The 23,828-nt window shown below is 39.1% G+C and carries 20 protein-coding genes; 5 read left to right on the plus strand and 15 right to left on the minus strand.

Annotated elements, in window-relative coordinates; translation table 11 throughout:
• The first annotated feature begins 1 nt into the window (after nt 1).
• Nucleotides 2-1,885 carry a vWA domain-containing protein gene (locus EP737_RS18605; protein ID WP_129729739.1) on the plus strand — a complete coding sequence of 628 codons (1,884 nt, stop codon included), beginning with the start codon at nt 2-4 and terminating at the stop codon, nt 1,883-1,885.
• A gap of 218 nt (nt 1,886-2,103) precedes the next feature.
• Here EP737_RS18605 and EP737_RS18610 read toward each other — a convergent pair whose 3' ends face one another.
• From EP737_RS18610 to EP737_RS18675, 14 genes are all read right to left on the minus strand, one after another.
• Nucleotides 2,104-3,444, minus strand: coding sequence for an MATE family efflux transporter (locus EP737_RS18610; RefSeq protein ID WP_129729741.1), 1,341 nt, complete (start codon nt 3,442-3,444; stop codon nt 2,104-2,106).
• Between the two features lie 12 nt (nt 3,445-3,456).
• Nucleotides 3,457-4,242 carry an ATP-binding cassette domain-containing protein gene (locus EP737_RS18615; protein WP_246040302.1) on the minus strand — a complete coding sequence of 262 codons (786 nt, stop codon included), beginning with the start codon at nt 4,240-4,242 and terminating at the stop codon, nt 3,457-3,459.
• Between the two features lie 16 nt (nt 4,243-4,258).
• A complete protein-coding gene (locus EP737_RS18620) occupies nt 4,259-5,080 on the minus strand; it encodes an ABC transporter ATP-binding protein (protein WP_129729745.1) in 822 nt (273 codons plus the stop codon).
• Nucleotides 5,080-5,910, minus strand: a complete 831-nt coding sequence (gene nikC, locus EP737_RS18625; protein ID WP_246040303.1) for a nickel transporter permease — start codon at nt 5,908-5,910, stop codon at nt 5,080-5,082. Before nikC ends, EP737_RS18620 begins: the two co-directional genes overlap by 1 nt.
• Entirely contained in the window at nt 5,910-6,851 is a 942-nt protein-coding gene (gene nikB / locus EP737_RS18630; protein WP_129729749.1) for a nickel ABC transporter permease, read from the minus strand. Before nikB ends, nikC begins: the two co-directional genes overlap by 1 nt.
• The gene (nikA, locus tag EP737_RS18635; RefSeq protein WP_205650977.1) at nt 6,848-8,383 is read right to left on the minus strand and encodes a nickel ABC transporter substrate-binding protein; all 1,536 of its coding nucleotides are present in this window, start codon (nt 8,381-8,383) and stop codon (nt 6,848-6,850) included. The genes nikB and nikA overlap by 4 nt, the downstream gene beginning before the upstream one ends.
• A 98-nt stretch (nt 8,384-8,481) precedes the next feature.
• Entirely contained in the window at nt 8,482-8,631 is a 150-nt protein-coding gene (gene rpmG, locus EP737_RS18640) for a 50S ribosomal protein L33 (RefSeq protein WP_129729751.1), read from the minus strand.
• Between the two features lie 278 nt (nt 8,632-8,909).
• On the minus strand, nt 8,910-10,097 hold the full coding sequence (locus tag EP737_RS18645) for a GTP-binding protein (RefSeq protein WP_129729753.1): 1,188 nt from the start codon (nt 10,095-10,097) through the stop codon (nt 8,910-8,912).
• A 495-nt stretch (nt 10,098-10,592) separates the two neighbouring features.
• Complete coding sequence (locus EP737_RS18650) at nt 10,593-11,546, minus strand: aminoimidazole riboside kinase (RefSeq protein WP_129729755.1); 954 nt, start codon at nt 11,544-11,546, stop codon at nt 10,593-10,595.
• Nucleotides 11,547-11,727: 181 nt separating this feature from the next.
• Complete coding sequence (locus tag EP737_RS18655; RefSeq protein WP_379952513.1) at nt 11,728-11,901, minus strand: H-type small acid-soluble spore protein; 174 nt, start codon at nt 11,899-11,901, stop codon at nt 11,728-11,730.
• A gap of 191 nt (nt 11,902-12,092) precedes the next feature.
• A complete protein-coding gene (locus EP737_RS18660; RefSeq protein WP_129729759.1) occupies nt 12,093-12,356 on the minus strand; it encodes a metal-sensitive transcriptional regulator in 264 nt (87 codons plus the stop codon).
• A 111-nt stretch (nt 12,357-12,467) separates the two neighbouring features.
• The gene (locus EP737_RS18665; protein ID WP_129729761.1) at nt 12,468-13,250 is read right to left on the minus strand and encodes a nucleotidyltransferase domain-containing protein; all 783 of its coding nucleotides are present in this window, start codon (nt 13,248-13,250) and stop codon (nt 12,468-12,470) included.
• 173 nt (nt 13,251-13,423) lie between these two features.
• Nucleotides 13,424-14,578: an acyl-CoA dehydrogenase family protein gene (locus EP737_RS18670; RefSeq protein WP_129729763.1), complete on the minus strand. Its 1,155-nt coding sequence runs from the start codon at nt 14,576-14,578 to the stop codon at nt 13,424-13,426.
• A gap of 230 nt (nt 14,579-14,808) precedes the next feature.
• Nucleotides 14,809-15,495, minus strand: coding sequence for an aspartate/glutamate racemase family protein (locus EP737_RS18675; RefSeq protein WP_129729765.1), 687 nt, complete (start codon nt 15,493-15,495; stop codon nt 14,809-14,811).
• Between the two features lie 203 nt (nt 15,496-15,698).
• Here EP737_RS18675 and EP737_RS18680 point away from each other — a divergent pair, with 203 nt between their 5' ends.
• Both EP737_RS18680 and EP737_RS18685 read left to right on the plus strand, forming a co-directional pair.
• Complete coding sequence (locus EP737_RS18680) at nt 15,699-16,574, plus strand: LysR family transcriptional regulator (protein ID WP_129729767.1); 876 nt, start codon at nt 15,699-15,701, stop codon at nt 16,572-16,574.
• 439 nt (nt 16,575-17,013) lie between these two features.
• Complete coding sequence (locus EP737_RS18685) at nt 17,014-18,093, plus strand: isocitrate/isopropylmalate dehydrogenase family protein (RefSeq protein WP_129729769.1); 1,080 nt, start codon at nt 17,014-17,016, stop codon at nt 18,091-18,093.
• 252 nt (nt 18,094-18,345) lie between these two features.
• Here EP737_RS18685 and EP737_RS18690 read toward each other — a convergent pair whose 3' ends face one another.
• Nucleotides 18,346-19,656, minus strand: a complete 1,311-nt coding sequence (locus EP737_RS18690) for a hemolysin family protein (RefSeq protein WP_129729817.1) — start codon at nt 19,654-19,656, stop codon at nt 18,346-18,348.
• Between the two features lie 523 nt (nt 19,657-20,179).
• On the opposite strand from EP737_RS18690, the gene EP737_RS18695 reads away from it, so the two are divergent.
• Complete coding sequence (locus EP737_RS18695) at nt 20,180-21,913, plus strand: hypothetical protein (RefSeq protein WP_129729771.1); 1,734 nt, start codon at nt 20,180-20,182, stop codon at nt 21,911-21,913.
• A gap of 316 nt (nt 21,914-22,229) precedes the next feature.
• Entirely contained in the window at nt 22,230-23,414 is a 1,185-nt protein-coding gene (locus EP737_RS18700) for a class I SAM-dependent rRNA methyltransferase (protein WP_129729773.1), read from the plus strand.
• The last annotated feature ends 414 nt before the right edge of the window (nt 23,415-23,828 follow it).

Genomic DNA, 23,828 nt, shown 5'->3' on the forward strand with positions numbered 1-23,828 from the left:
TATGAGACAGGTCTTTAATGAACGAAAAGTTGATGCTTCCCTCTTTTTACAAATGGAAAATTTAATGTGCGCGCTTCTCAAGGATCCAAAAGCCCAATTAGAGTACGATTATCAAACATATTATGACGAACAAGAGGACAAGGTGACCATCAGTCGTTTTTGGGATGACCGCAGCCAAGAAGACAAAATTCTCGGTTTAAAAAGCGAAGTATATTTAAAAGCTCTCGGCTATCGGCACCATTCCGATATGAAGCTAATTCGTGAGTATGCGAAGGAGCTGCTCTCTTCGCCGCATAAACACTTTTTAACACAATTATTTGTACTGCTTGAGGATTTGCGGGTCGAGGAAAAAATTAAAACACTTCGTCCCGGCACAAAACCAATTTTCGCATGGCGCAGAAATACGTACAGAAGCTACTTCACAGCGCAATATGAAATGAACCGCATCCGTGATTTTCAAGCGGACATGCTGTTTTCCCTTTGCTACCTTACGCTGACGAGCGATAAGTACGAAAGCTTTGGAAATGACTATCTCACTAGCATTGAATCCCTTCTATATGAGGCGTTTCACGCGCGTAATACAGAGGATACGATGTACACGGTTGAGAAAATTCGTTACCGTCTTGAAGAAGCGTTACCGAGCAACATGGTTAACAATTACTTCGGTCTTGCTCCTATTGGCGATAAAGCCGAGAAAATTGAAAAAGATGCCTGTGCGCATGAATTAGCCAATGACGACACACAGCTGCTAGACGATGATGAGAAGAAAGATAAAATGGACGAAACCTTCTCTACCTGGCATCGGGAAAATAAAAACAATGACAATGAAAACTTTTTACGCTTCGAGCTAGAAAGCGGAACAAAAACAAATCTGATGGGTAACGCTGCGCGGGAGTCTGAGGATGCAGATCAGGCACTTGCTTCCGTGCAGGGCGGCTCAAAAAAAAGCAGCCAAGCTAACTTTAATCCAGCAGATGCAAAAGATGCCCGTTCCTCTCATGCATCTGGCAGCGGTGAAAATGCATACGGCAAATATAATATTGGTGCGGTTCATACTATAAAAGGTTCCCGCAAGCCGACGATCGATGAAAAGGCTGCCTATCAGACCATAAAGTCACTAATTAACAAAGATGTAAAGGAACTAAAGAAAACCATCGAAAAAACGATTGAAAATAAAACAAATGCCCATTCGGAGAAATACTATGGCCGTCTCCATAAAAAGTTCCACCGGATCTATACGGAAAAACAACCTCGTATGTTTTATAAAAAAGGGAACGAATCGAAGGAACTTGATGTTGTCTTTCATCTCTTAGTCGATTGCTCCGGCTCGATGTACAACAAAATGGAGGAAACGAAAAAAAGCGTCGTCTTATTTCATGAGGCATTAAAATCATTAAAGGTTCCGCATGCGATTAGTGGCTTTTGGGAGGATGCTTCTAGTGCAAAAGCCGAATACAAGCCAAATGTCATCCATGAAGTGATAGCATATAAAAACTCTACCTCTCCAAGCAGCGGTCCAGAAATTATGCAACTGCGCGAAGAAGAGGATAATCGTGACGGCTATATTATCCGCATCATATCTGAAGCATTGGCAAAACGTCCGGAAAAACATAAATTCTTGCTCGTATTTACAGACGGGGAACCATCTGCTTTAGACTATCACCAAGACGGGATTTTAGATACACATGAAGCAGTAAAGCTTGCACGCAAGCATGGGCTTGAGGTAATCGGTATTTTTATTGAAGAAGGCGAAGCAAAGGAAGAAACCTATCAATTAATGAAAAATATATACAACCATCACTTCCTAGTAGCTAACCATGCAGAGGATTTACGTTTAAAAATCAAGCCGCTTCTTAAAAAGCTGCTTCTTAAAATTATTTCTTAAAGTGTAAAAAATGAGGGTGCCCCATAAGCTAGTTACACTTGCTTATGGGGCACCGCTCTTCTTGTTTAACAAATCTTTTTAGTTTAGTGGATAGCTTTTTGGTTCTGTTTTTACGCCTGAACCACTCTCTATAAGATTTACAATTTCTTATCCATATTATATTTCAAAATCCACTGTATTTGTAAAGGGTTTTTTATTTTTATTATATATCCTTATATCTAAATACTTCTGCTGCTATGCTCATAACAAGCTTCTTTTACAGAAAAGAGCTTACGGCTTAACTTAGGGATATAAAGAGCTAAAAAAACGGAACGACCTAAGCTAAATAAAATAAAGGCCAGCCATAATCCATGGTTTTGCAGTACAGGAACACATACATATAAAATGACTAGAAAAAGGATTAACGCATAAACCATTGAATTTCTAATTGGTTTCGCTTCGGTTGCTCCAGTAAATACACCGTAAAGAATGAGACCAAGAGCTGCTGATAGAGGATACAACATAATCCATCGTTCATATGTACTAGCTAACTCAATGACGCTCGGTATTTGCGTAAATAACGGAATAATATAACTCTTAGACAAGTAATACACCCCAGTAATGAACAGCGAAGAAAAAAGTGCCCACTGACAGGATAATGATAATGTCCGCTTATACAAACCCTGATCATGGGAACCTACTGCTTTTCCCACATAAATACTCGAAGCATTCGCAAAGCCGTCAAATGCATATGCCATCATATAATGAACTTGAATTAGAACGGCATTGGCTGCCAATACCTCTGTTCCAAACGAAGCTCCCTTCGCTGTGAATACATTAAAAACAGCTAGTAAACAGAAGGTTCTGATCATTAAATCCCGATTCATAGCCATCATTTTTTTAAAAGGTTTTGGATCCAAGATTTCTTTTATTGCCAGAAAGTTAAATGATGGTGATAGCATTTTGATAATGATGCAAAGACTCAGAATAAATGCTGTTATTTCAGCAATGAGTGTAGCTGCGGCAACTCCAGATACATCCCAAGAAAACCATTTGACAAACATAATCGCCAATAGGATATTAATCAAATTCATAAGCACCTGAAGAGACAATGATATCTTTATACGAGATCGCCCCACTAACCAACCGATAATAACATAATTCATTAAAGTAAATGGCGCTCCCCATATCCTAATGGAAAAATAGTCAGATGCAAACTTATAAACATCAGCAGCAGGATTAATAAAAACGAAGGCCAGATACTGGATTGGCCACTGTAAAAAGAGAAAACTGGCTCCTACAACAAAAGCAATAAACAAGGGCCTGATGAGCGCAAGCACTTGTTGTCTCTCATCATTAGCTCCTTGTGCTTGGGCAGCAAACCCAGATGTACTTACCCGCAAAAAGCCGAATAACCAATACATCGTATTAAAGATAATAGTACCGACAGCTACACCGCCGATATAAGCTGGATCTGGCAGCTGCCCTACTACAGCCATATCTACAACACCTAATAGAGGCGTTGTTATGGTCGAAATCGTAAGAGGAATAGCTAAGGCTAGATAAGATCGATGATTCACCGCACTTCCTCCTTATGCTTCGAAAACTTGAAGCAATTCTTTTGTATAGGGATGTCTGCTCTCCGAAAATAGGTCTTGTTTCTGGCATGTATCTACAATACGGCCTTGCTGCATCAACATAATACGTTGGCTCATAAAATTAACAGCTGCAAGATCATGGGAAATAAACAAATAGGAAAGCTGTAATTCTTCTTGCAAATCCTTCAATAGATTTAAAATTTTAGCTTGTATCGACACATCTAGACTGGCTGTCGGCTCATCTAGAATGATTAAAGAAGGCTCTATGCTAATAGCTCGAGCAATACTCACTCGCTGCTTCTGCCCCCCGCTCAGCTCATGGGGATAGGAATATAGATACTTTGACGGGATATCCACCATATCAAGCAAATATTCCCCAGCTTTCTTTCGATCATCGCGAAAACCTTTTAAAAAGGAAGGCTGTATACCCTTTTGAACATCTAACGGCTCCATTAAAGAATCGATAATTTTTAATTTAGGATTTAAGGAAGCCGCAGGATTTTGAAAAACAGCCTGAAGCTCTCTTCTAACACTCCGCATATTTTCTTTACTTAACTCATGTAACGGTTTCCCATTCAGCCAAACCTCTCCTTGATCTACTTTTTCCAGCATTAATAAGCATCTGGCTAACGTGCTCTTTCCGCTTCCGCTTTCTCCTACTAGGCCTAAACATTCTCCTTTGTGAATCTCTAACGATACTTGATCCACAGCTTTATGCCCGCATGAATATTGTTTCGTAATGCGGCCGGCTATTAAAACTTTCTGCCCTGCTGTCTTCAACATATCCTCTCCCTTTTTATATGAGTACTGCTTCTTTTTCAGCTATCGTTAACAGGCGTGATGGTGTCTCCCTTAAAGGAGGAATCGCTGTAAATAATTGTTTCGTGTATGGATGCTGAGGCTTCTCAAAAATAGCACCCTTCTCTCCAGCCTCTACAATCTCACCTCGCAGCATAATCGCCATTGTATCCGCGTATTTACGGACGTGCCGCAAATCATGTGTAATGAATAACACGGCACAGTTTGTTTGCTCTTTTAAATCAGCAATCAGCTCCAATACGCTCATCGCTGTCATGCCGTCAAGAGCAGTAGTCGGTTCATCCGCAATTAATAACTTTGGCTTTAAAATCATCGCCATTGCAATAGCGGCTCTTTGCAGCTGCCCGCCACTTAATTGGAAAGGATAGCTTTTGTAGACTCTCTCTTCCGGAAGCTGCACATTTTTAAGAGAAAGCAAGGAATATTCTTTTCTCTCTTTTCTAGACATACTCGTATGTGTTTTCAGCATCTCATCAAACTGTTTCCCGATCGTTATAAAAGGTGTAAAAGCTCCCTGGTAATCCTGAAAGATATAAGAAATATCTTTGCCACGAATGTTTTGCAGTTCCTTTTCGGTCAGCATGGATACATCTAAGTTTTGCAGAAGGATGCTTCCCAATCGAACCTCCAATCCAGCTGGCAAAAGACCTCCAATAGCAGAAGCTGTCACACTTTTTCCACTTCCGCTCTCTCCTACCAACGCCAACCATTCTCCTTCATGGATCGTAAGACTAACATTATTTACAATCGTATTGTCCTGATGTTGAATTGTAAGCTCCTTAATTGTTAAGATGGCCATTATATTTCTCCTTTTTGATTTTTCACATCAAAGCGGTCTCTTAAGAAATCTCCTAATAAATTAGACATAAGCACAACAATCATAATCGCTAATCCTGGTATCACCATTAAATGAGGTGCATGATAAAAAAATGCTTTTCCTTCATTTAACATTGCTCCCCACTCCGGAGCAGGAGGTTGAGCTCCTAATCCAATATAAGAAAGAGAAGCAATCATCAAAATGATCTTTCCAACATCTAATGTAGCCAGCACCATCACATTTCCTACTACATGAGGAATCATATGTTTACGTAAAACTCCAATAGAACTCAGTCCATTAATTTTGGCCATTGTAATATAGTCTCTTTGCTTCTCTGACAATACAATGCTTCTTGCCAATCTCGCATAACCAACCCATTTGACCATAACGATAGCAAACACAAGATTGAACATTCCTGGTCCTAACAAGCCGCTTAATATAATAGCGACAATATAATCAGGGAAGGCCATAAAAGCATCTACCATTCTCATAAAAAATCGATCTATTTTTCCTCCAAGATAACCAGCAAGAAGGCCGATTGGTACACCAATACATAATGAGATCGCTAAAACAAGAACACTTATTCCAACAGTCATTTGAGAACCTGCTAGAATACGTGAAAACACATCTCTTCCTAAATGATCGGTCCCTAATACATGCTCTGCACTGATTCCCCTCAATCGTTCCTCCATGTTGACGTATACCGGATCATGGGGAGCAATAAAAGGCGCTGCTAATAAAAAAATAAAAACGAACATCACAAAACTAGTAACATATAAGGCTGAACAGGATGTAAACACACTTTTTCGTATCATCGACGCTCCACCTCCTTCAGTCGAATCTCAGGATTTAAAAACCGATACGAAAGATCGACTAATAGGTTTATTATGACAATAAAGAGACCCATAAAAAGAATGTAACCTTGTATAATCGGATAATCTCTTCGGACAATTGCCTCTACTACCAATTTCCCAACACCTGGATAAGCGAACAACACTTCAATAATGACTGTCCCGCCTAATAAGCTTCCTAGGCTGACGCCAAAGATCGTAATAACAGGCATCAGACTGTGGCGGAATGCATGAAAGAAAAAAATCCTTTTTCCACTCAGCCCTCGGGCTTTTGCCGAACGGATAAAATCTTGGCCTAAGGTTTCCAATAAGCTGGACCGTAACAGTCTAATGTACACCGCAGATAATGCAAGACCTAATGTAAGAGACGGCAAAATCAAATGAAGAAATGTCCCTTTCCCCATTGATGGTAACCATCCCAGTCTTACCGAGAAAAACTGAATAAAAAGCAATCCTAGCCAAAAGCTAGGAACTGAAGCGCCAATTAAGGCAATTACTCTGCTTACGTGGTCAATCCATTTGTTTTTGGATAAGGCAGCAAGTGTCCCAATAGGAACCGCAATCAGCGTCATTACTATAAGTGACGTAATGCTGAGCGTAAGCGTAGCAGGGAATTTTTCTGCCAGTTCATCTAAAACAGGCTGACTGGTCATATATGAATATCCTAAATCAAACTGGAAGAAGCGTATTAACCAATTCCAATACTGAATGTATATCGGTTTATTAAATCCTAATTCATCTCTCAGCTCTTCTATCTGTTCATCAGATATAGCCACATCATCAATATTTAATATATATCGAACAGGATCACCTGGAGCTGCTTTCATAAATACAAAGCTAATAAAAGAAAGCAACAATAAAAACAAGACGAGTTCCAGCATTCGTTTTCCTATTTGTTTCATGTTGTCTTCACATCTAAATCTTTCGTCAAAATATAGTACTCGCTTTTACTTGTTTTCCAGCCCTTCACATAGTCCTTATATGCGACAAAATTGTGAGGATGAACAATAAACGAATGAAGTGCTTCCTGATCAATAATAGTAATGGCCTCCTTTGCTAATCCATTCCGCTTTTCTTCCTCCACTGTGTGATTTAACTCATCTATCAGACCAATTAGTTTCTCATGTCTAATTTGTCCTGGATTGATTGCACCGCCTGGCATATATGCAGAGTTGAGGAAATAACTCGCATCTCCTCTTGGGGCGGTAATCAAGCTGTATGTAGCTAAATCCCAATCCTGATTTTGGGCCAAATACTCATCCATGTTTTCTACTTGCTGAATTTCAATGGCAATACCAAGCTCTTTTGCATTAGATTGCAGAAGCTGAGCCATTAATGGAAGTTCAGGACGATAAGAATACGTTAATAATTTAAATGAAAGAGGCTTTCCATCCTTCATCGCCTTTCCGTCTTTCATTTTGTACCCTGCTGCTTCCAAGTATTTTCTAGCAGCATCTAAGCTAAATATTTTTTTCTCATAAGAAGGAGCAAAAGGAAAATCCGGTAAGAATGGACCGTCCGCAACTGTCGCTTGCCCTGCCATAATGCTCTCTGCCACTGCTTTACGATCAATAAGAGCATCAACTGCTTTTCTCACATTGAGATCCTTTAAAGCTTCTTTTCCGGTATTGTACATCAATAGATGCGTTCGCAAGCTTGGAACTACATCCGTTACAATAGATGTATCATTTTTCAGCCCTTCAATGCTTTCGATAGCTGGACGATACACAATATCTGCATCTCCAGATTGTAATGCTGCTGTACGGGCATTGGCATCTTCGTTAAATGTAAGTGTTGCACGCTCAAGCTTGGCCTTCCCGTCCCAATAGCCCTCATATCGTTCTAGTTCCAACCTACTGTTCGCTTCGAATGAAGCAACTTGAAATGGACCTGTTCCAATCGGTTTTTGTTCTACATTTGCTTCACTTACATCAATAATGGCTGTGTTCGGATGAACAAGCTCAGATGGAAACTGTGGTAAAGGCTGTTCGGTTGTGATTGTTAAAACCTGCCCATCTGCTGACATCGTTTTAATTTTCAAAGCATTTTTCATTGCTTCACTCACTTCGATGTTCCGCTTCAAAGACCTCTTTACAGCTTCTGCATCAACCTTACTGCCATTTTGAAAGGTGATATTCTCTCTAATTGTAAATGTCCATGTTTGTCCGCTATCGTCACTCTTCCATTCTTTTGCAAGCCACGGTTCAAGCTCTGAGTTCTCATTAATCTTAACAAGAGTTTCTGCTATACCGGCTCTAACCGGTGTATAGTTTAAATGTGGATCTAAGGTCTCACTTGGAAAATTAGAAAGAAAGGTTAGTTCCTTCTTTTTATCTTCACTTTCACTCTTTGACTCTGTCGAAACTGAGCATGCTGATAAGATTAAAACTAGAATATAAGCTGTTACATGCATGCTTATTTTTTTTACCGACATATCCTAACCCCCTAAAATTGAAATCATTACGATTTACAACACAAGATAATCCCCTAATTTTTCTATAAATAAAGCTTTCAGTAACATCGTTATGTTAGTTACTTTGTTTCACGGTGTAATGTCACCCTTTTTAGTCTTGGACAGTATTTCTTCAGTTCAATTCGTTCAGGGTTATTCCGCTTATTTTTTGTTGTAATATAATTACGATCTCCACACTCTGTACACGCTAATGTAATGTTTACACGCATCTGAAATTCCTCCTAATAACATTTAGTATAATTTTACAACTGTAAGACATGCTTTTTTATAAATAAATCCTATGAATGTATCGTGATCTACTTCACTCAAATCAAAATAATTACGATTTGATGAGTATAGAATTCCTAAAAATTTTTTAGTTTATAATTCGTTAACCCTTTATACATAGAAGCTCAATATAAACCGTAATTATTCTTATTTAAAACCAATAATGCAGGAGCTCTATAAAAAAGTCAATACATGAGGTTTTATTTTATAATCAAATAACCTACTCCATTACCGTAAATGGCGGAAGCGGATCTCGAAATGTAGACCAATCCTCTATCATCTCTTGATCTGTTAACAAGCATTTGTCTAATGATTCCTCAATTTCCGCTCTATCGATATCAATCCCAATCATAACAACCTCTGTCATTCTATCCCCGTATACACTATCCCATTTTTGCAATAGTCCAGGTTCTTCTTGTAATATTCGCTGTATCTCCTGCTCGGGATAGGCAGCAATCCATTCACCGGCACCTTGAATCATAATTGATGTACCTGCTTGTGAAAGTAAACCTGTCATATCATTACGAGATGCCAGCCAAAAGAATCCCTTAGCTCGAACTACATCTATAGGCCAGTCCTCTAACCACCTCATAAAACGCTCAGGATGAAACGGGCGTCTTCTTCGATACACAAAAGAGGTAATGCCATATTCCTCTGTTTCTGGTGTGTGTTCTTCGTTTAATTCTTTCATCCAGCCAGCGCTCTCACTAGCCTTCTCAAAATCAAATAACCTTGTATCTATTACTTTGTCCAACGACACATGAGCATGATTTGTCTCAATAACGTGTGCATCCGGATTCAATTTTTGCAGTACTGCTTTTAACTCTAATACATCCTCTCTTTCAATCAAATCAATTTTGTTAAGTAAAATAACATTCGCAAATTCAATCTGATCAATTAAAAGGTCGACAACTTCCCTTGTATCATTTTCATCATCGGTTTGTTTCCGGTCAAGTAAGCTGTCTCCTGAAGAAAAATCATTCCAGAAACGATTAGCATCAACAACTGTTACCATCGTATCAAGTGTACACATCTTTGATAAATCAATCCCAAGATTCTCATCTACATATGTAAATGTTTGTGCAACAGGGACAGGCTCACTAATTCCTGTTGACTCAATCACAATATAATCAATGTCGCCGGATTTCACTAGCTTCTCTACCTCAATAATTAAATCTTCCCTTAATGTGCAGCAAATACATCCATTCTGCATCTCAACCAGTTTTTCTTCTGTACGAGAAAATCCTCCTTGTTTGACTAGTGAAGCATCTATATTAATTTCACTCATATCATTTACGATAACAGCTACTCTTTTATCTTCACGATTTTTTAAAATATGGTTTAATAAAGTTGTTTTTCCTGAACCTAAATAACCACTTAAAACCGTAACGGGAATCTTCTTTTTCATAAAAACCTCTCCTATCTAAGTAATAACAGTTATTATTACGATTTATGTATCGTACTGCTCCAACTCTTTCATGTCTCCTCCTAATCATCCAATAGATACAACCTTCAGTAACGTATATAGTCGTTAGACCGAGCAGAAACTTAACAGATTGTATTTATAACAGCCTCTATTCTTCCATACAATTCTTTAGTGCTTTTTCACTTACTTGAAATACCTACATAGATCTCTACCCTTTCGTATAATTTAAAACGAAATCATTTCGTTTTAAATTATAGCACTCTTTCTTTAGGATGCATACTACCTTTTTATGTTGTCTCATTAAATTTCTCACTACGTCAAATGATCTCCCGGCTAGAAATTTATATTTTCTTAAAGTGTAAAAACACAAAAAGAGGGATTACTCCCCCTTTTTTGCTTTCTTTGCTGTTCACCTATCCAGTTTTTATGTTCCATTCCTCTGAAAAAGAACCGGTTCCATTCATGGACAGTATTATACTAGCATTTCTCAGCAAGCTCCAATACCTGTTCTAGAGTAGGAAGTGCTGTCATCGCACCTTTTTTCGATGCTGCCAAGCCACCAGATACACTCGCGAATTTCGCAAACTGCTCTAAATCACTTACAGTCGCAGCTGCTCCGTTAAACTCATGGAAGCTGTACAAAATACCTGATACATATGCATCACCTGCTCCAGTTGTATCGACTGCCTGCACCTTCATCGCAGATACCTTGCTCATATTCTTGCCTGCCGCAACATAGCTTCCCTCTGCTCCAAGCGTTACAAAAATGTACGGGATATTATAAATAGATAGTGCCTTCAGCCCTTGCTCAATATCCGTATGGCCCGTTAAAAATTCCAATTCCTCTTCAGAAATTTTCAAAATATCCGTATGACTCATCATAGACAAAATTGTTTCACGCGCTTCCTCTGCACTATTCCAAAGCCCAAGACGAAGGTTCGGATCATACGAAACAAGAACACCGTGCTTTTTCGCAAGCTCAACTGCACGAATTGTTGCGCTGCGGGATGGCTCATGAATAAGGGAAATAGAACCAAAATGCAAAAGCTTGCTCCCTTCAAACAAACTCTCATCCATATCCTCTTCACTTAGCAACTGATCAGCACTGCGGTCGACAAAAAATTCAAAGCTTCTTTCTCCATTTGCCGCAAGAGTAACAAAGACAACTCCTGTTTTTGCCTCACTTGTCAGCGGAAGATAGGATGTATCTACACCATAATCATGCAGCGTTTCTTTCAAAAATTCCCCTAACACATCATTGCCTAATTTCCCGAGAAATGTCGACTTTACGCCAAGTCTCGCCACGCCTACTGCTACATTTGCAGGTGCACCGCCTGGACACTTTTGATATGTCAGATTTGTTTCATCTGTTGGAATAAAATCAATTAATGCTTCACCTAAACAAATAATCCCTTGTTTCAAACGTAACATCCTTTCTACAACTAGAGTGATCTACAATTCTATTGTACCATTTCAAAAAACGATGAGAAAGCGGTGTTATCTTTTATATCTCTTCTTCTATAAGAAAATATGCCAGATTCGCTTCCGGGCGATAATTTACAATTTATTACAGAACAAAAAAACGGTCAGAAATGAATCTGACCGGCTTCTCTTATATCTCTTCCAACTCTGCTACCTTCACTTCTACTGTTTCGTCTGGGTTTGTAATATCATGCACGTTTGCGATACCATTTCCTTCGTCACAGCTTTCAATCCAAACTGAAACACCATGGTATTCAACACGAACATTTCCAGGAGACGATAAAATTTGCTTTACACGATTCATATCCACAGAAATACCCTCCTCAATCTTCATACTCTCTTTTATATTCCCGCTTTCCGGCGGAATTATAAGTAAAAGCAAGTGTTTTTCTAAGAAGATGAGAAATGATAGGGCAAACCTATTGGTTGTCTCTTTTTATATACCACTGTAGGTATTTAAATTCCCACGAGAAATCTGCCAACTTCTTTGACAGATTATCTGCTTTTGACAAGAAGCTGAACAGCCTCCTTCACAAGGTCGCGATCGCTGTAATCTCCATTTTCCATTTGCTCACGTAAGCAATGCTCTAGATTCGTTCCAACAATCACGCCAATAGCTCGGTCGATTGCGGCACGAGAAGCGCTCAATTGTGTTACAACATCCTTGCAATCCTGTTTTTCTTCCAGCATTCGAAGAATCCCCCGAATTTGTCCCTCAATCCGTCTGAGACGATTCTTCATTTCTTGCGTATATTCCATGCCGCAGCCTCCTCTTTATATACCTTTATAGGTATGATGTTATTACACTACGGCAGACTTGTCAAAGGAATACCCGATGAAGAGAGTCCACTAAAAGGCTGGCTCTTTCTTCTATCCTCTCTCCCATACCTCTGCTAAGGTTTCACGAAAGAGCCTGTTAAGCAGGTCGATATTTGTCTGTCCCTTTTGCTCAAGCTGCTTCGCATATTGCTCGTAATACGATAGCTTATCTTGAATGAATATATGCAGAGCAGGGAGAGCCGCTTCCTCCCCTAACTCCTCCCCTGCTTTCTTGCGTGCAATCAGCTCCTGCAATTCCTGTAACACAGAAGAAGCTAGCTGCCGCTGCTGTGCCTGCAGCAGCTGGCCAAACTCTACAGGAGGAATGGATTGTTCGTTTTCTAACCACATACAAACAAAAATTGGCCGGAGAACATAAAAGTATTTTTTCACTTTAACCGTTTCACCGCGTAAATAATCCTGATAATTCCCCTTCGCCATATGTAAATAGTGATACATGACAGCTTTTTTGGACAGATGTGATAATCCTATATTTCGAAGGCGCTGCGCAGTTGTATAGGCTTCTTCATATACGATAGGAGAACGAAGCCATTCTAGAAGTGCCGGATTCGATTTTGCCAGCAGCTGCAGCGCCTTACGCAAATCCCAGCCGCTTATATCCAGCATATTGCTGATGGGCTTCTCAATCACATCACGCTTTTGATCAATGGAAAGATACCAGTCCCTCCTATGTACATAAACAAAGCGAACATCATAGTCGCTTTCCTTTGATGGAAAGCCCCAAGCTCGGCTCCCCGACTCGACTGCATATAAAACCTTTACATCATGCTGCCGTTCGATTTCTCGAAGCTGCTTTCTAATTTCTGCATCCATCTATCTAGCATCCTTCCTTCAGTACATAAAGAAAACTCGCCGATTGGCGGGTCCTGCCTTTGAGCGGAGACAGAGGCGTAGCCCTACTTATACTGTATTCCTAACATTCCCCACTGCGTCGAATTCACTTCTAGCTGGGAATTTATGCTTTCTTAAAGTGCAAATTCAGAAGTCTAATTCGATCCTTGAGAATCAACCGCCAGCTTCGCTAATAAGGCAATCGTAATATCATCAGCAGGCGGATTATGCAGCCCTGCTCTTACATGTAAATAATAGCGTTGAAGCGGGTTTTTCTCCGATAAACTCCGTGCTCCAACAATTCTCATTGCCTTATCCACAACAGAGATGGCCGTATTTGTAGCAGTATGCTTGGCGGCTGCCAGCTCTCCCCGCAGCATATCCTTATTCTCCGCTGTATCATATGCGGCAGCGGTGCTATACATCAAATGACGCGCCTGCATGAGCTCAAGCTCCATCTCTCCAATCAGACGCTGAATGCTCGGCAAGGAGGCAATCGGCTGCTGGGTGCTATTATTATGATATGTTTTTGCAAACTTTATCGCGTAATTTCGCGCCGCACGCGCAATGCCTAAATAGCACGCTGGAATATGAAGAAGTGAGCCGGTATGCTTCTTGATCGCACCTTTCGTTTCCACTAAAGAAGAAAGCGGAATATGTACATTCTTCAGAACAAGATCATGGCTCGCTGTGCCTCGCAGCGCAACACTATCCCAAGTCTCTTCAATCACAACGCCGTCACTTCCTCTTGGTATCAGAAACTCGGCGATATCATCGCTGCCCTCTACGCTCGCTGTAACAATAAAATAATCAAGAACAGGCGATAATGACGTAAATGTTTTACGGCCGTTAATAACCCATTGATTCTCTTCCTTACGGGCCGTTGTTTCCGGTTTTCCCCCGCGCGTCGGGCTTCCGGTTCCGCGCTCTGTAGCAGCACGATTTAGCAGTGCCCCATTCCTCACTTCACCGCATATCCGAGAAAATAATTCCGCCTCCCATTGCCTATGCTCCGTTAATTCCATAAAAAGGCTCATATGCCAGCCAATCGATAAAGCGGTAGAGCCATCTCCCTCTGCAATTTTTTCTTGAAAGAGAAGCAAATCATATAAGGAAATCTCCTCTCCTCCGTATTCCTTTGGCAATGACAACGAAGTATAACCGATTTCCTTTAGCTCCTGTATATTTTCAAAAGGAAAAGAACCCAATGCATCAAGGGATGGTTCTCGCTCCGCAAATCTTCCAATCAGCTTTTCTAACTGAGCCAGCACTTGTTCTTGCAGTTTCGTTTTTACAAATATGTCACTCATCTTCCCCGCCTTCTTTCCCCAGTTCTTCAACATGAAACTTTGTGTTTCATTGTATATGAGGATGGTTTATTTTTCAAAATATTGAGTATGTTATATTTACCTTATGTAAAAAGATTATCAAAGAGCGCGTCTTCCATTAAATGGACTAATTACTTTCATGATTCTTTCTTCTGTTTGAGTAACTACTTTGCCATCCACAAGTGAAGTAACTTCCATTCGTTCAACATGTATCATACAATTATCTCCTTTTTTGATATTTCAGCGACAATCGATGTTACGCTAATTTCAGGACTTGTTAATATAGGTATTGTTGTAATCGTACTATCAAGGGTTTCCAATGCTCTTGCCATGCTAAATTGTGCAAAAAGAATGACATCACAATCATTAGACAGCTCTTGCACCTCCCGATGGATTAATTCATCGTGTTGTGTACGATTTCCGTTTTGTAGTGCCTTGAATGCTTCTGGAATAACCACAGTTTTAACCACAGCATCCTTTTGCTTTTCTAATGAAATTTTTTCTAGAATTGTTGCTGTTGTTGGCCCTGCCGCTTCTACTGTAGCAATGACCCCAATCCGGCTCCCCATCTCCACTGCCTTTTCTAACATACTTAAATCCGCACTTAACATTGGTACATCAAATAAGTGGCGAATTTCTGCAACGACTGGAGTGAACGATGAACAGGTTAGTAAGACTCCATCTACACCACTCATCACTGCCTTTTCCACCAAATTCAATAAACGTCGGGCCATGCTTTTGGTAACAATTCCTGTCTCATTTAATTCAAAAATAAGACTTTCATCCATGAAATTCACCAGTGTAACTTGTGGCGCATGAACTTGAAAAGCTTCTAAAATTGGTTGAACTGAGTTCATCGTCGCATGGATAAGCCCAATTCTATAATCTGCTTCTGACAATTTACTGCCTCCTAACCGAGTTTTGAATTCGCTTTCAAATATCCTTCAATAATAGTGAAGTCTGTGGACTTTTTTGAAATCCATTTGAAGATAAAAGTTATCATTGGTATAAATTAAATGTATTATAAGTTTAGGGATTAATAAAATATTGAATTTTTATAAATTTCAATAGATATTTTTAATACCAGGAGGGATCTCTCACTATGGATAAAAAAGACTGGACCATTTTACAGATGGTTTATGCAGAAAAAAACATTTCAAAAGCAGCTGAGCGCCTATATATTTCTCAACCTACTTTAACGTACCGCTTACAACAAATTGAAAAGGAATATGATATTAAACTGCTTTATAGGGGAAGAAGGGGCGTTGAATTTACAGAACAAGGAGAATTATTAGTTAAATATGCGAAAGATATGCTCAAACAACAACAAGAGATGGAAGAATTGTTATGGAACTCAGGAAATGAAGTACGTGGAACGTTACGATTAAGCGTTTCCAGAACATTTGCTTTTTATCGATTACCGCAAATTCTAAAAGCTTTTAATGAAAAATTCCCTAAAGTTGAATTTCATGTTAACACTGGTGTAAACATAGATGTAGTTCAATCTATTTATAAACAGGATGCTCATATTGCTGTAGTGAGAGGCAATCACAGCTGGCCCAGCAAACAAATAACGATTACAGAAGAAAACATTACTGTTCTTTCATCCCAGGAAATTAATTTAACAGACCTTCCCTCTATGCGAAGAATTAGTTATAAGACTGATCCAACCTTAGAAATGGTCGTCGACAACTGGTGGAAAGAGAATTTTACTTCCCCCCCAATTAGTAGTATGAATGTTGATAATGTAGAAATGGCAAAAAGAATGGTTCTGAACGGGTTAGGTTATTGTATTGCACCCAGCATTGTATTAGAGAAAAACGATAAGTTACACAAAATTTTTCTGAGTGACACACTCGGCTCTCCAATTGTCTGGAAAACAAATGTCTTATATCGTGAAGAGCTTCTAGAGTTAGCAATGGTAAGAGAGTTCGTCCATTTTATTCAGGAATACCACCGCAATTACTCTGAAAACTAATATCTTGTGTGCATACTTTCAGGAAAATCATTTGCAGTTTAAAAATTTCGAATTGAAGTTCCTAACTTATATAATAATTTACAACTAAAGAAAACTCACCGATTGGCAAGACCTGTCTTCGGGCGAAGACAGCGGCGTAGTTGCACTTATACTGTATTCCTAAAATGTCTCACTACGTCGAATTGGCTTCTAGTTGGAAATTTATACTTTCCTACATAGTAAAAAAGCTCTATACTCCTCTTTTATTTTCAACTTTATCTTATAGGAAATAAATAAAAAGACATGCTTAGCATTAAGTATAGAAAATTTTAATCGTTAAATATAAAAAAACCATATTTTATTAATTCCTAACTTTATATTACATTAATAGTATAAAGCTCAAGCTTTTCTAAGAAATCTTAGACTATTACTATACTATTGCAGAGAGGAATGTTAAAAAATGACTGTTTATCGTCTTGGTGTGCTAGCTGGTGATGGAATTGGCCCAGAAATTGTAAGCGCTACAGTTGATGTATTTAAAGCTGCTGCATATAAAGTTGGAGTTGAAATCGAATGGATTGACCTACCTATGGGATGGGAAGGAATCAAACAACATAATGATCCCCTTCCAGAGGTAACCACAAAAGCATTGAAAAACACTCATGGATGGATACTTGGTCCTCATGATTCTGCTGCCTATCCACCAGAGCATAAAGTAAAACTCAATCCAAGCGGGACGCTTCGCCATACACTTGATTTATTTGCAAATATTCGCCCAGCTAAAACTATGCCAGGCATTAAAAGCGTAGTGGGAGAAGCAGACTTAGTCATCTTCCGCGAAAACACAGAAGGATTTTACGCAGACCGAAACATGTTTGTCGGTCATGGAGAATGGCAAATTACGGAGGATGTGGTTGTTACATCAGGTGTATTTACAAGAAAAGCCGCAGAACGGATTGCCCACGCAGCTTTTAAAATGGCTATGAAGCGCCGCAAAAAAGTAACGATTGTCCATAAAGCGAATGTTCTCCGTTTAAGTACGGGATTGTTTTTAAAGGTGTGTCGTGAAGTAGCTGAACAATATCCTGAAGTGGCGGTAGATGATTATCATATCGACGCAATGGCTGCTCACTTAGTCCGCCGGGCAAAAGACTTCGATGTCATCGTAACGGAAAATATGTACGGAGATATCCTTTCTGATTTAGCTGGTGAACTTGTAGGGAGCCTAGGATTGGCACCTTCTATCAACTCAAACGAAAAACTGGCTATGGCTCAGGCAGCCCATGGTTCTGCACCAGATATTGCAGGACTAAATATAGGAAATCCAACGGGTATTATGCTGTCAACAGTCATGTTAATGAAATGGCTTGCTGAGAAACATAATGATAGCAATCTTGAAGAAATTGGTAAGTTGGTGGAACAAGGTCTTTACCAATCACTTAAAGACGGTGTGAAGACAAAAGACTTAGGGGGTATTGCCTCTACTTCTGAGTTCGCAGAGGCTATTTCTGAGAGAATCAATCAAACTGTTTTAAGTTAATATCCTAGATTATAATCCCGGATTTTTTCAAAGGTACTACAACTTTTGGAAAGTCCGGGATTTATAATAGGATATATTTTTTAAGACCTAATAAGTAAATTATTAAATCAACCATATTAGTTTTTTAATAAATAGAGAAATGTAACAACAGCCACAAGATTATTGTACTTCATTCGGAAACGTAATAAAAAAAGACAATGGACTTCTCCATTGCCTTTGCTGCATCACTTTATTTCCTTCTGAGGAAAGCAATTATTCCGGTACGGATACAACGGCTTCCTCCTCCGTTGGTGTTAGTTTTTTAATTTCAACTAACTTAATTTGATGAGAATCTTTAGACATAACGGTCAGCTGCCAATCATCAACTGTAAAGGACTGTCCTTCTGTAATTACCTGCTCCTGCATTAATATCCAGCCGCCAATTGTATCAACATCATTTTCCTCTAAATGAAGACCAAGTAAATCATTAATTTCGCTTACTAATACCTTTCCATCCACAATTTTATAATCCTCGGATATATGCTGAACCGGTGCCCGTTCATCCTCATCATATTCATCACGAATTTCTCCGACAATTTCCTCCAAAATATCCTCAAGGGTCACAAGTCCTGCAGTACCGCCATATTCATCGTATAACACAGCGAGGGGAATACGCTCTTTTTGCATGTGCAATAGCAAATCATGAATGGGAACAGTCTCCATTACTTCAATAACCGGGCGCATATAGGACGTAATAGATTCCACACGCCCTTGTTCACCCTTCACATAGTTAATAAAGAAGTCTTTGACATTAACCATACCAAGAATCTCATCTTTATCCTCTCCAAACACGGGATAACGAGTATACTTTTCGGAACGAACTATTTCTATATGAGCTTCCATCGTATCTTCTTCATATAACCCGACAATTTCCGTTCGCGGCACCATAATTTCCTTTGCAAGACGATTATCAAATTCAAAAATATTACTTACATATTTAAACTCAGCTTGATTGATTTCCCCGCTTTCGTAGCTCTCTGATAAGATAAAGCGCAGCTCTTCCTCTGAGTGAGCTACCTCATGCTCTGATGCTGGCTTGAGTCCAAACAGCCCTGTCACAAGACGTGCTGAACTGTTCAGGAGCCAGATAAAAGGAAACATGACCCTATAGAAATAAATAATTGGTTTAGAAAAGTTCAGGCTAATACGCTCTGCCTCTTGAATAGCCAATGTTTTTGGGGCCAGCTCCCCTACTACAACATGCAAGAATGTAATGGAAGAGAATGCAATAATAAACGCAAGCGTACTTGCCATGGCTGGAGAAAGATGGATATCCCGAAAAATGGGCTCCAACAGGTGGTGAACAGTCGGTTCTCCCAACCATCCAAGCCCAAGTGATGTGACAGTAATACCGAGTTGGCATGCTGATAAATATTCATCTAAATTGGTGATTACTTTTTTTACGGCTAGTGCGCCTTTCGTATTTTCCGCTATAAGCTGGTCAATTCGACTCGGACGCACTCGAATGATTGCAAATTCTGTTGCGACGAAAAAACCTGTTAACGCAATTAAAAATGCAATCATGACTAAGTTCCATGCTCCCAACAGTAGCACCTCCTAAGGAAGCCGAGGTTTATCCTTCTATGCTGCACAAAAATGGATTGCTTTTATTTTTCCTCATAAGATCAAAAACAACTCATTATAAAATTCGCCAATTCGAGATCCAAAAGAAATTTCCCTTAGACGTATAGTCGGTAAAATATCCTTATTTTAAAGATGTTTAAAATAGGACAAGATGAAATATGAGAACATTTCGTTGGCACTTTGCCGCTTAGTTATAGAAATTTAGCTAAGAAAACCTGACGGGCTTGTCCTCAGGATGAATTGGCTTCGGTCAAGGAATGGCTATTGCCATTTCAGTTGACCAATGTTTTCCTATGTACAAATGTAAATTTTTTCCTTTTTTATATCGATATGATTTGATAATGAGACACTTCCATTATTATAATAATTCTATGAACTGAGTTAACTGTTGCATGTGTTCGTATACGTAATGATCATATCAGCTATTAATCAGATTCTACTACATAGAAAGGAGAAACATAAAATGACAAATAAAGTAAAAAAACGTCAAAGGAAACCGAAATCAGAGTTTCAAAAGCAATTAGATGTCATACGAAAATTTTCTCCTTCTCATGTATTAGAAGTAGAATTACATGTTTGGGAATTTCAACATTGGAAGATGGAGCGAATCGGTGAACAACTGCGTATCATTCGAAATACCGTTTTAGGTGAATTGTTAAAAAACTATAAACAAATGGTCCGTACAAAGGCATACAAGCGAACAATGAAATTGTATCACTTCCTTTCAGAACAAATCGATAAAGAAAAAGACGCTAGGGAACTAAAGAAGCTAGAGCAAAAGAAAAAAGAATTAACTGATACACTGGAAAATCTTCGAAATACACATCATGTAACATTTGATTTCGCCCGTAAATATGGCGAACAAATTCGCAAAACTACGTTTGGTTTGCCTGATGCTGTAACTGTCTGGTCTGCTTGTGAAATGTCATGGAATTCTATGGAAACCATTCTCTTCAAAGGTGCTGAAAACCCGTATTTTTATAAACGAAATGATTTGATTACGTTTCAAGGAAAGCAAGCAGAACGTTGTATCATATTAAAACATAATGAAAAGAAAAATAACTTTTACATTCATTTTCATGATATGCAATTTCCTTTGATGATTAAAAAAGATGACGTATTCATTCAAGAAACATTGTCCTCTATTGCTTATTATATGAAACATGGTGAAGAAATAGATAAGCAAAATGTAGAACGCCATCCATTAGGATTGCCACTCCTTTCAACATCTCGCATTCGGAACAATCGTATCGTTCGTAAGAATATTCGTGAAAAAGTACGATATTTTGTACAAATCGTGCTAGAAGGCATACCTGTTGCAAAACGAAAGAAAGACGGCTCATTCCGACATACTTACGGTGTGGGTCGTGTAGCTGGAGACATTGGCACACAATCATTAGCAGTTGTGTCAAAAGATAAGGTCTTTCTAAAAAACCTAGCAGAGCGCTCTGATCATACGTTTGTCTATGAAAGAAAACTCTACTTGTTACAACGATATTTAGAACGTTCTCGTCGTGCAATGAATCCACAATATTTTGATGAAAAAGGACGTATTACAAAAGGTAAAAAGGTATGGGATTTTTCCAAACGATACCTAAAATCACAAAAAGAGCTTCGAGACCTACATCGAAAAGCAGCAGAAAGCCGTAAATATGCACATAATGAGGAAGTAAATCGTTTGCGTTCCATGGGTGATGAATTCATTATCGAACAAATGAGTATCAAAGCTCTTCAAAAGAAAGCAAAAGAGGTAACTGTAAATGAAAAAACGGGTACATTTAATCGTCGCAAACGTTTTGGAAAAAGCATTGGAAAACGAAGTCCAGGATACTTCATTCAACAAGCGAAATATCGCTTTATAGTAACTGACGGAACAGTAAAAGAAGCAAATACATGGACATTTAAGGCTTCTCAATATGACCATATTCTTGATGATACAAGTAAAAAACAATTATCGAAACGTTGGCATACTCTTCCAAACGGAATACAACTACAACGGGATTTATACTCAGCTTTTCTTCTGTTTTGTACAGAACATGATTTACAAAAGCCAAATAAACAAATTTGCGATAGTTTCTTTCATGAATTTCTAATTTTACACAACCAATGTATTGAGGAAATCAAAAATAAATGTAAGGTTGTTCTAAATAGTGGGATTACTTGTAATAAAGGAAAAATAGTTGTAACATCTGCTTGAACATAAAATTTGCATTATGTTGATAAAACAAAGGGAGTATGACTTTGCTTCCTTCTCTGTAAGGAGAGAAGACGTACGCGAATGTGGTCAGAGGACTGCTTGTACGTCGGGTTTCAACCCTACTGTGAGTTCTCAGTTCAGGACGTAAGGAATGAACCATAGTGGTCTTTGACCTCTATGCTCCAAAGCAATCTTATCTTTTCGGAGGTAACTTTGTGTACGATAGAGAGAAACAGTATTTCGAACCCACGCGGGCTTGCCCCGTGGAGAAGTCGGGTATGATGAATAAGCAAAATACAATGATGGAGTGAATCACGTGGCAAAAGTTATTTTACAGCGTAATCGAAAAAAACGTCTAGAACAAGGACACCCTTGGGTATTTCAAAGTGAAGTAAATCGTATTGAAGGCGATTTTGAACTAGGGGACTTTGTTGATGTATACAATCATCAAAACTTCTTTTTAGGAAAGGGATACATAAATCCAAATTCACAAATGATTGTACGTATTCTTACGCAAAATCCAGATGAAGAATTAAACGAAGCATTCTTTATCGAACGCATTCGAAAATCTTGGGAATACCGACAAAGAATGCTACCAAATGTTCGTTCCTGCCGCGCTGTGTACGGCGAATCGGACCTCCTCCCTGGCCTTATTGTTGACAAGTATGAGGATGTTCTCGTCGTCCAAATTTTATCACTCGGCATGGAGCGAAGAAAGGAATGGATTTTAAAAGGACTTCTTACTGTTTTTGAGCCAAAAGCTGTTTATTTACGAAACGACGTATATGTACGCGAACTAGAGGGCCTACAACAGGAAAAGGGATTTTGGTATGGAGAATCTCCTACTGAAATTCAAATAGAAGAAAACGGTGTATCCTATATTGTTGATATTGAAAATGGACAAAAAACAGGCTTTTTCTTTGATCAGCGTCAAAATCGTGCTGCAATCGCACCGCTCGTTTCTCAACATGAAACTGTCCTGGACTGCTTTACCCACACTGGTTCATTTATGCTGAATGCATGTCTATACGGAGCAAAGCATGTAACCGCTGTTGATATTTCTGAGCATGCCATTGATACAGCAAAGCGAAATGCTGACCTAAATGGTTTTGATAATGTAGAGTTTGTAGTAGCTAATGCATTTGATTATTTACGGGACGCTGTTAGAGAAGAAAAGCAATGGGATGTTGTCATCGTTGACCCGCCTGCCTTTGCGAAATCTGCTCATGCGGTAAGAAAAGCAATGGGCGGATATAAGGACATTAACTTAAATGGCTTAAAGCTCGTTAAGGATGGCGGCTTCTTCGTTACTGCCAGCTGCTCATACCACATCCATGCTGATATGTTTCAAAAGATGGTGGAGGATGCAGCATTTGATGCCAAGAAAATTCTTCGTCAGGTGCATTGGAGCGGAGCTGGCTACGACCATCCAAAGCTGCTCGCTGCAAATGAAGGAGATTACTTAAAGTTTGCTATTTACGAAGTACATTCCCGCATGTAAAGAAAACTCGCCGATTGACGGGACCTGTCCTTGGGCGAAGACAGAGACGTAGCCCTACCTATACTGTATTCTTAAAATTTCCGACTACGTCGAATTGGCTTCCAGTTGGAAATTTATACTTTCTTACAGTGTAAGAAAAGTACAGCCGTTTCACAACGGCTGTTTTTCTTTGTTGTAAAGCGAATGACGAGCCCTGCCCTTGAGCGAAGATAGAGACATAGTTGCACTTATACTGTACTCCCAAAATTTCTGACCACGTCGAACGACCTCCAACTAGAAATTTATATCCTCTTACAACTGTAAAAATCCTTTCTACTTGTAATGTACACGCATTTGACACCATGATAACTGCCCGAACAAGGAATAATAATACACAAATTACAAAAAATAGAATTAACATGACAATTTGTTTCT

This window comes from Ectobacillus funiculus (assembly GCF_004138295.1).
Taxonomy (GTDB): Bacteria; Bacillota; Bacilli; order Bacillales; family Bacillaceae_G; genus Ectobacillus; species Ectobacillus funiculus.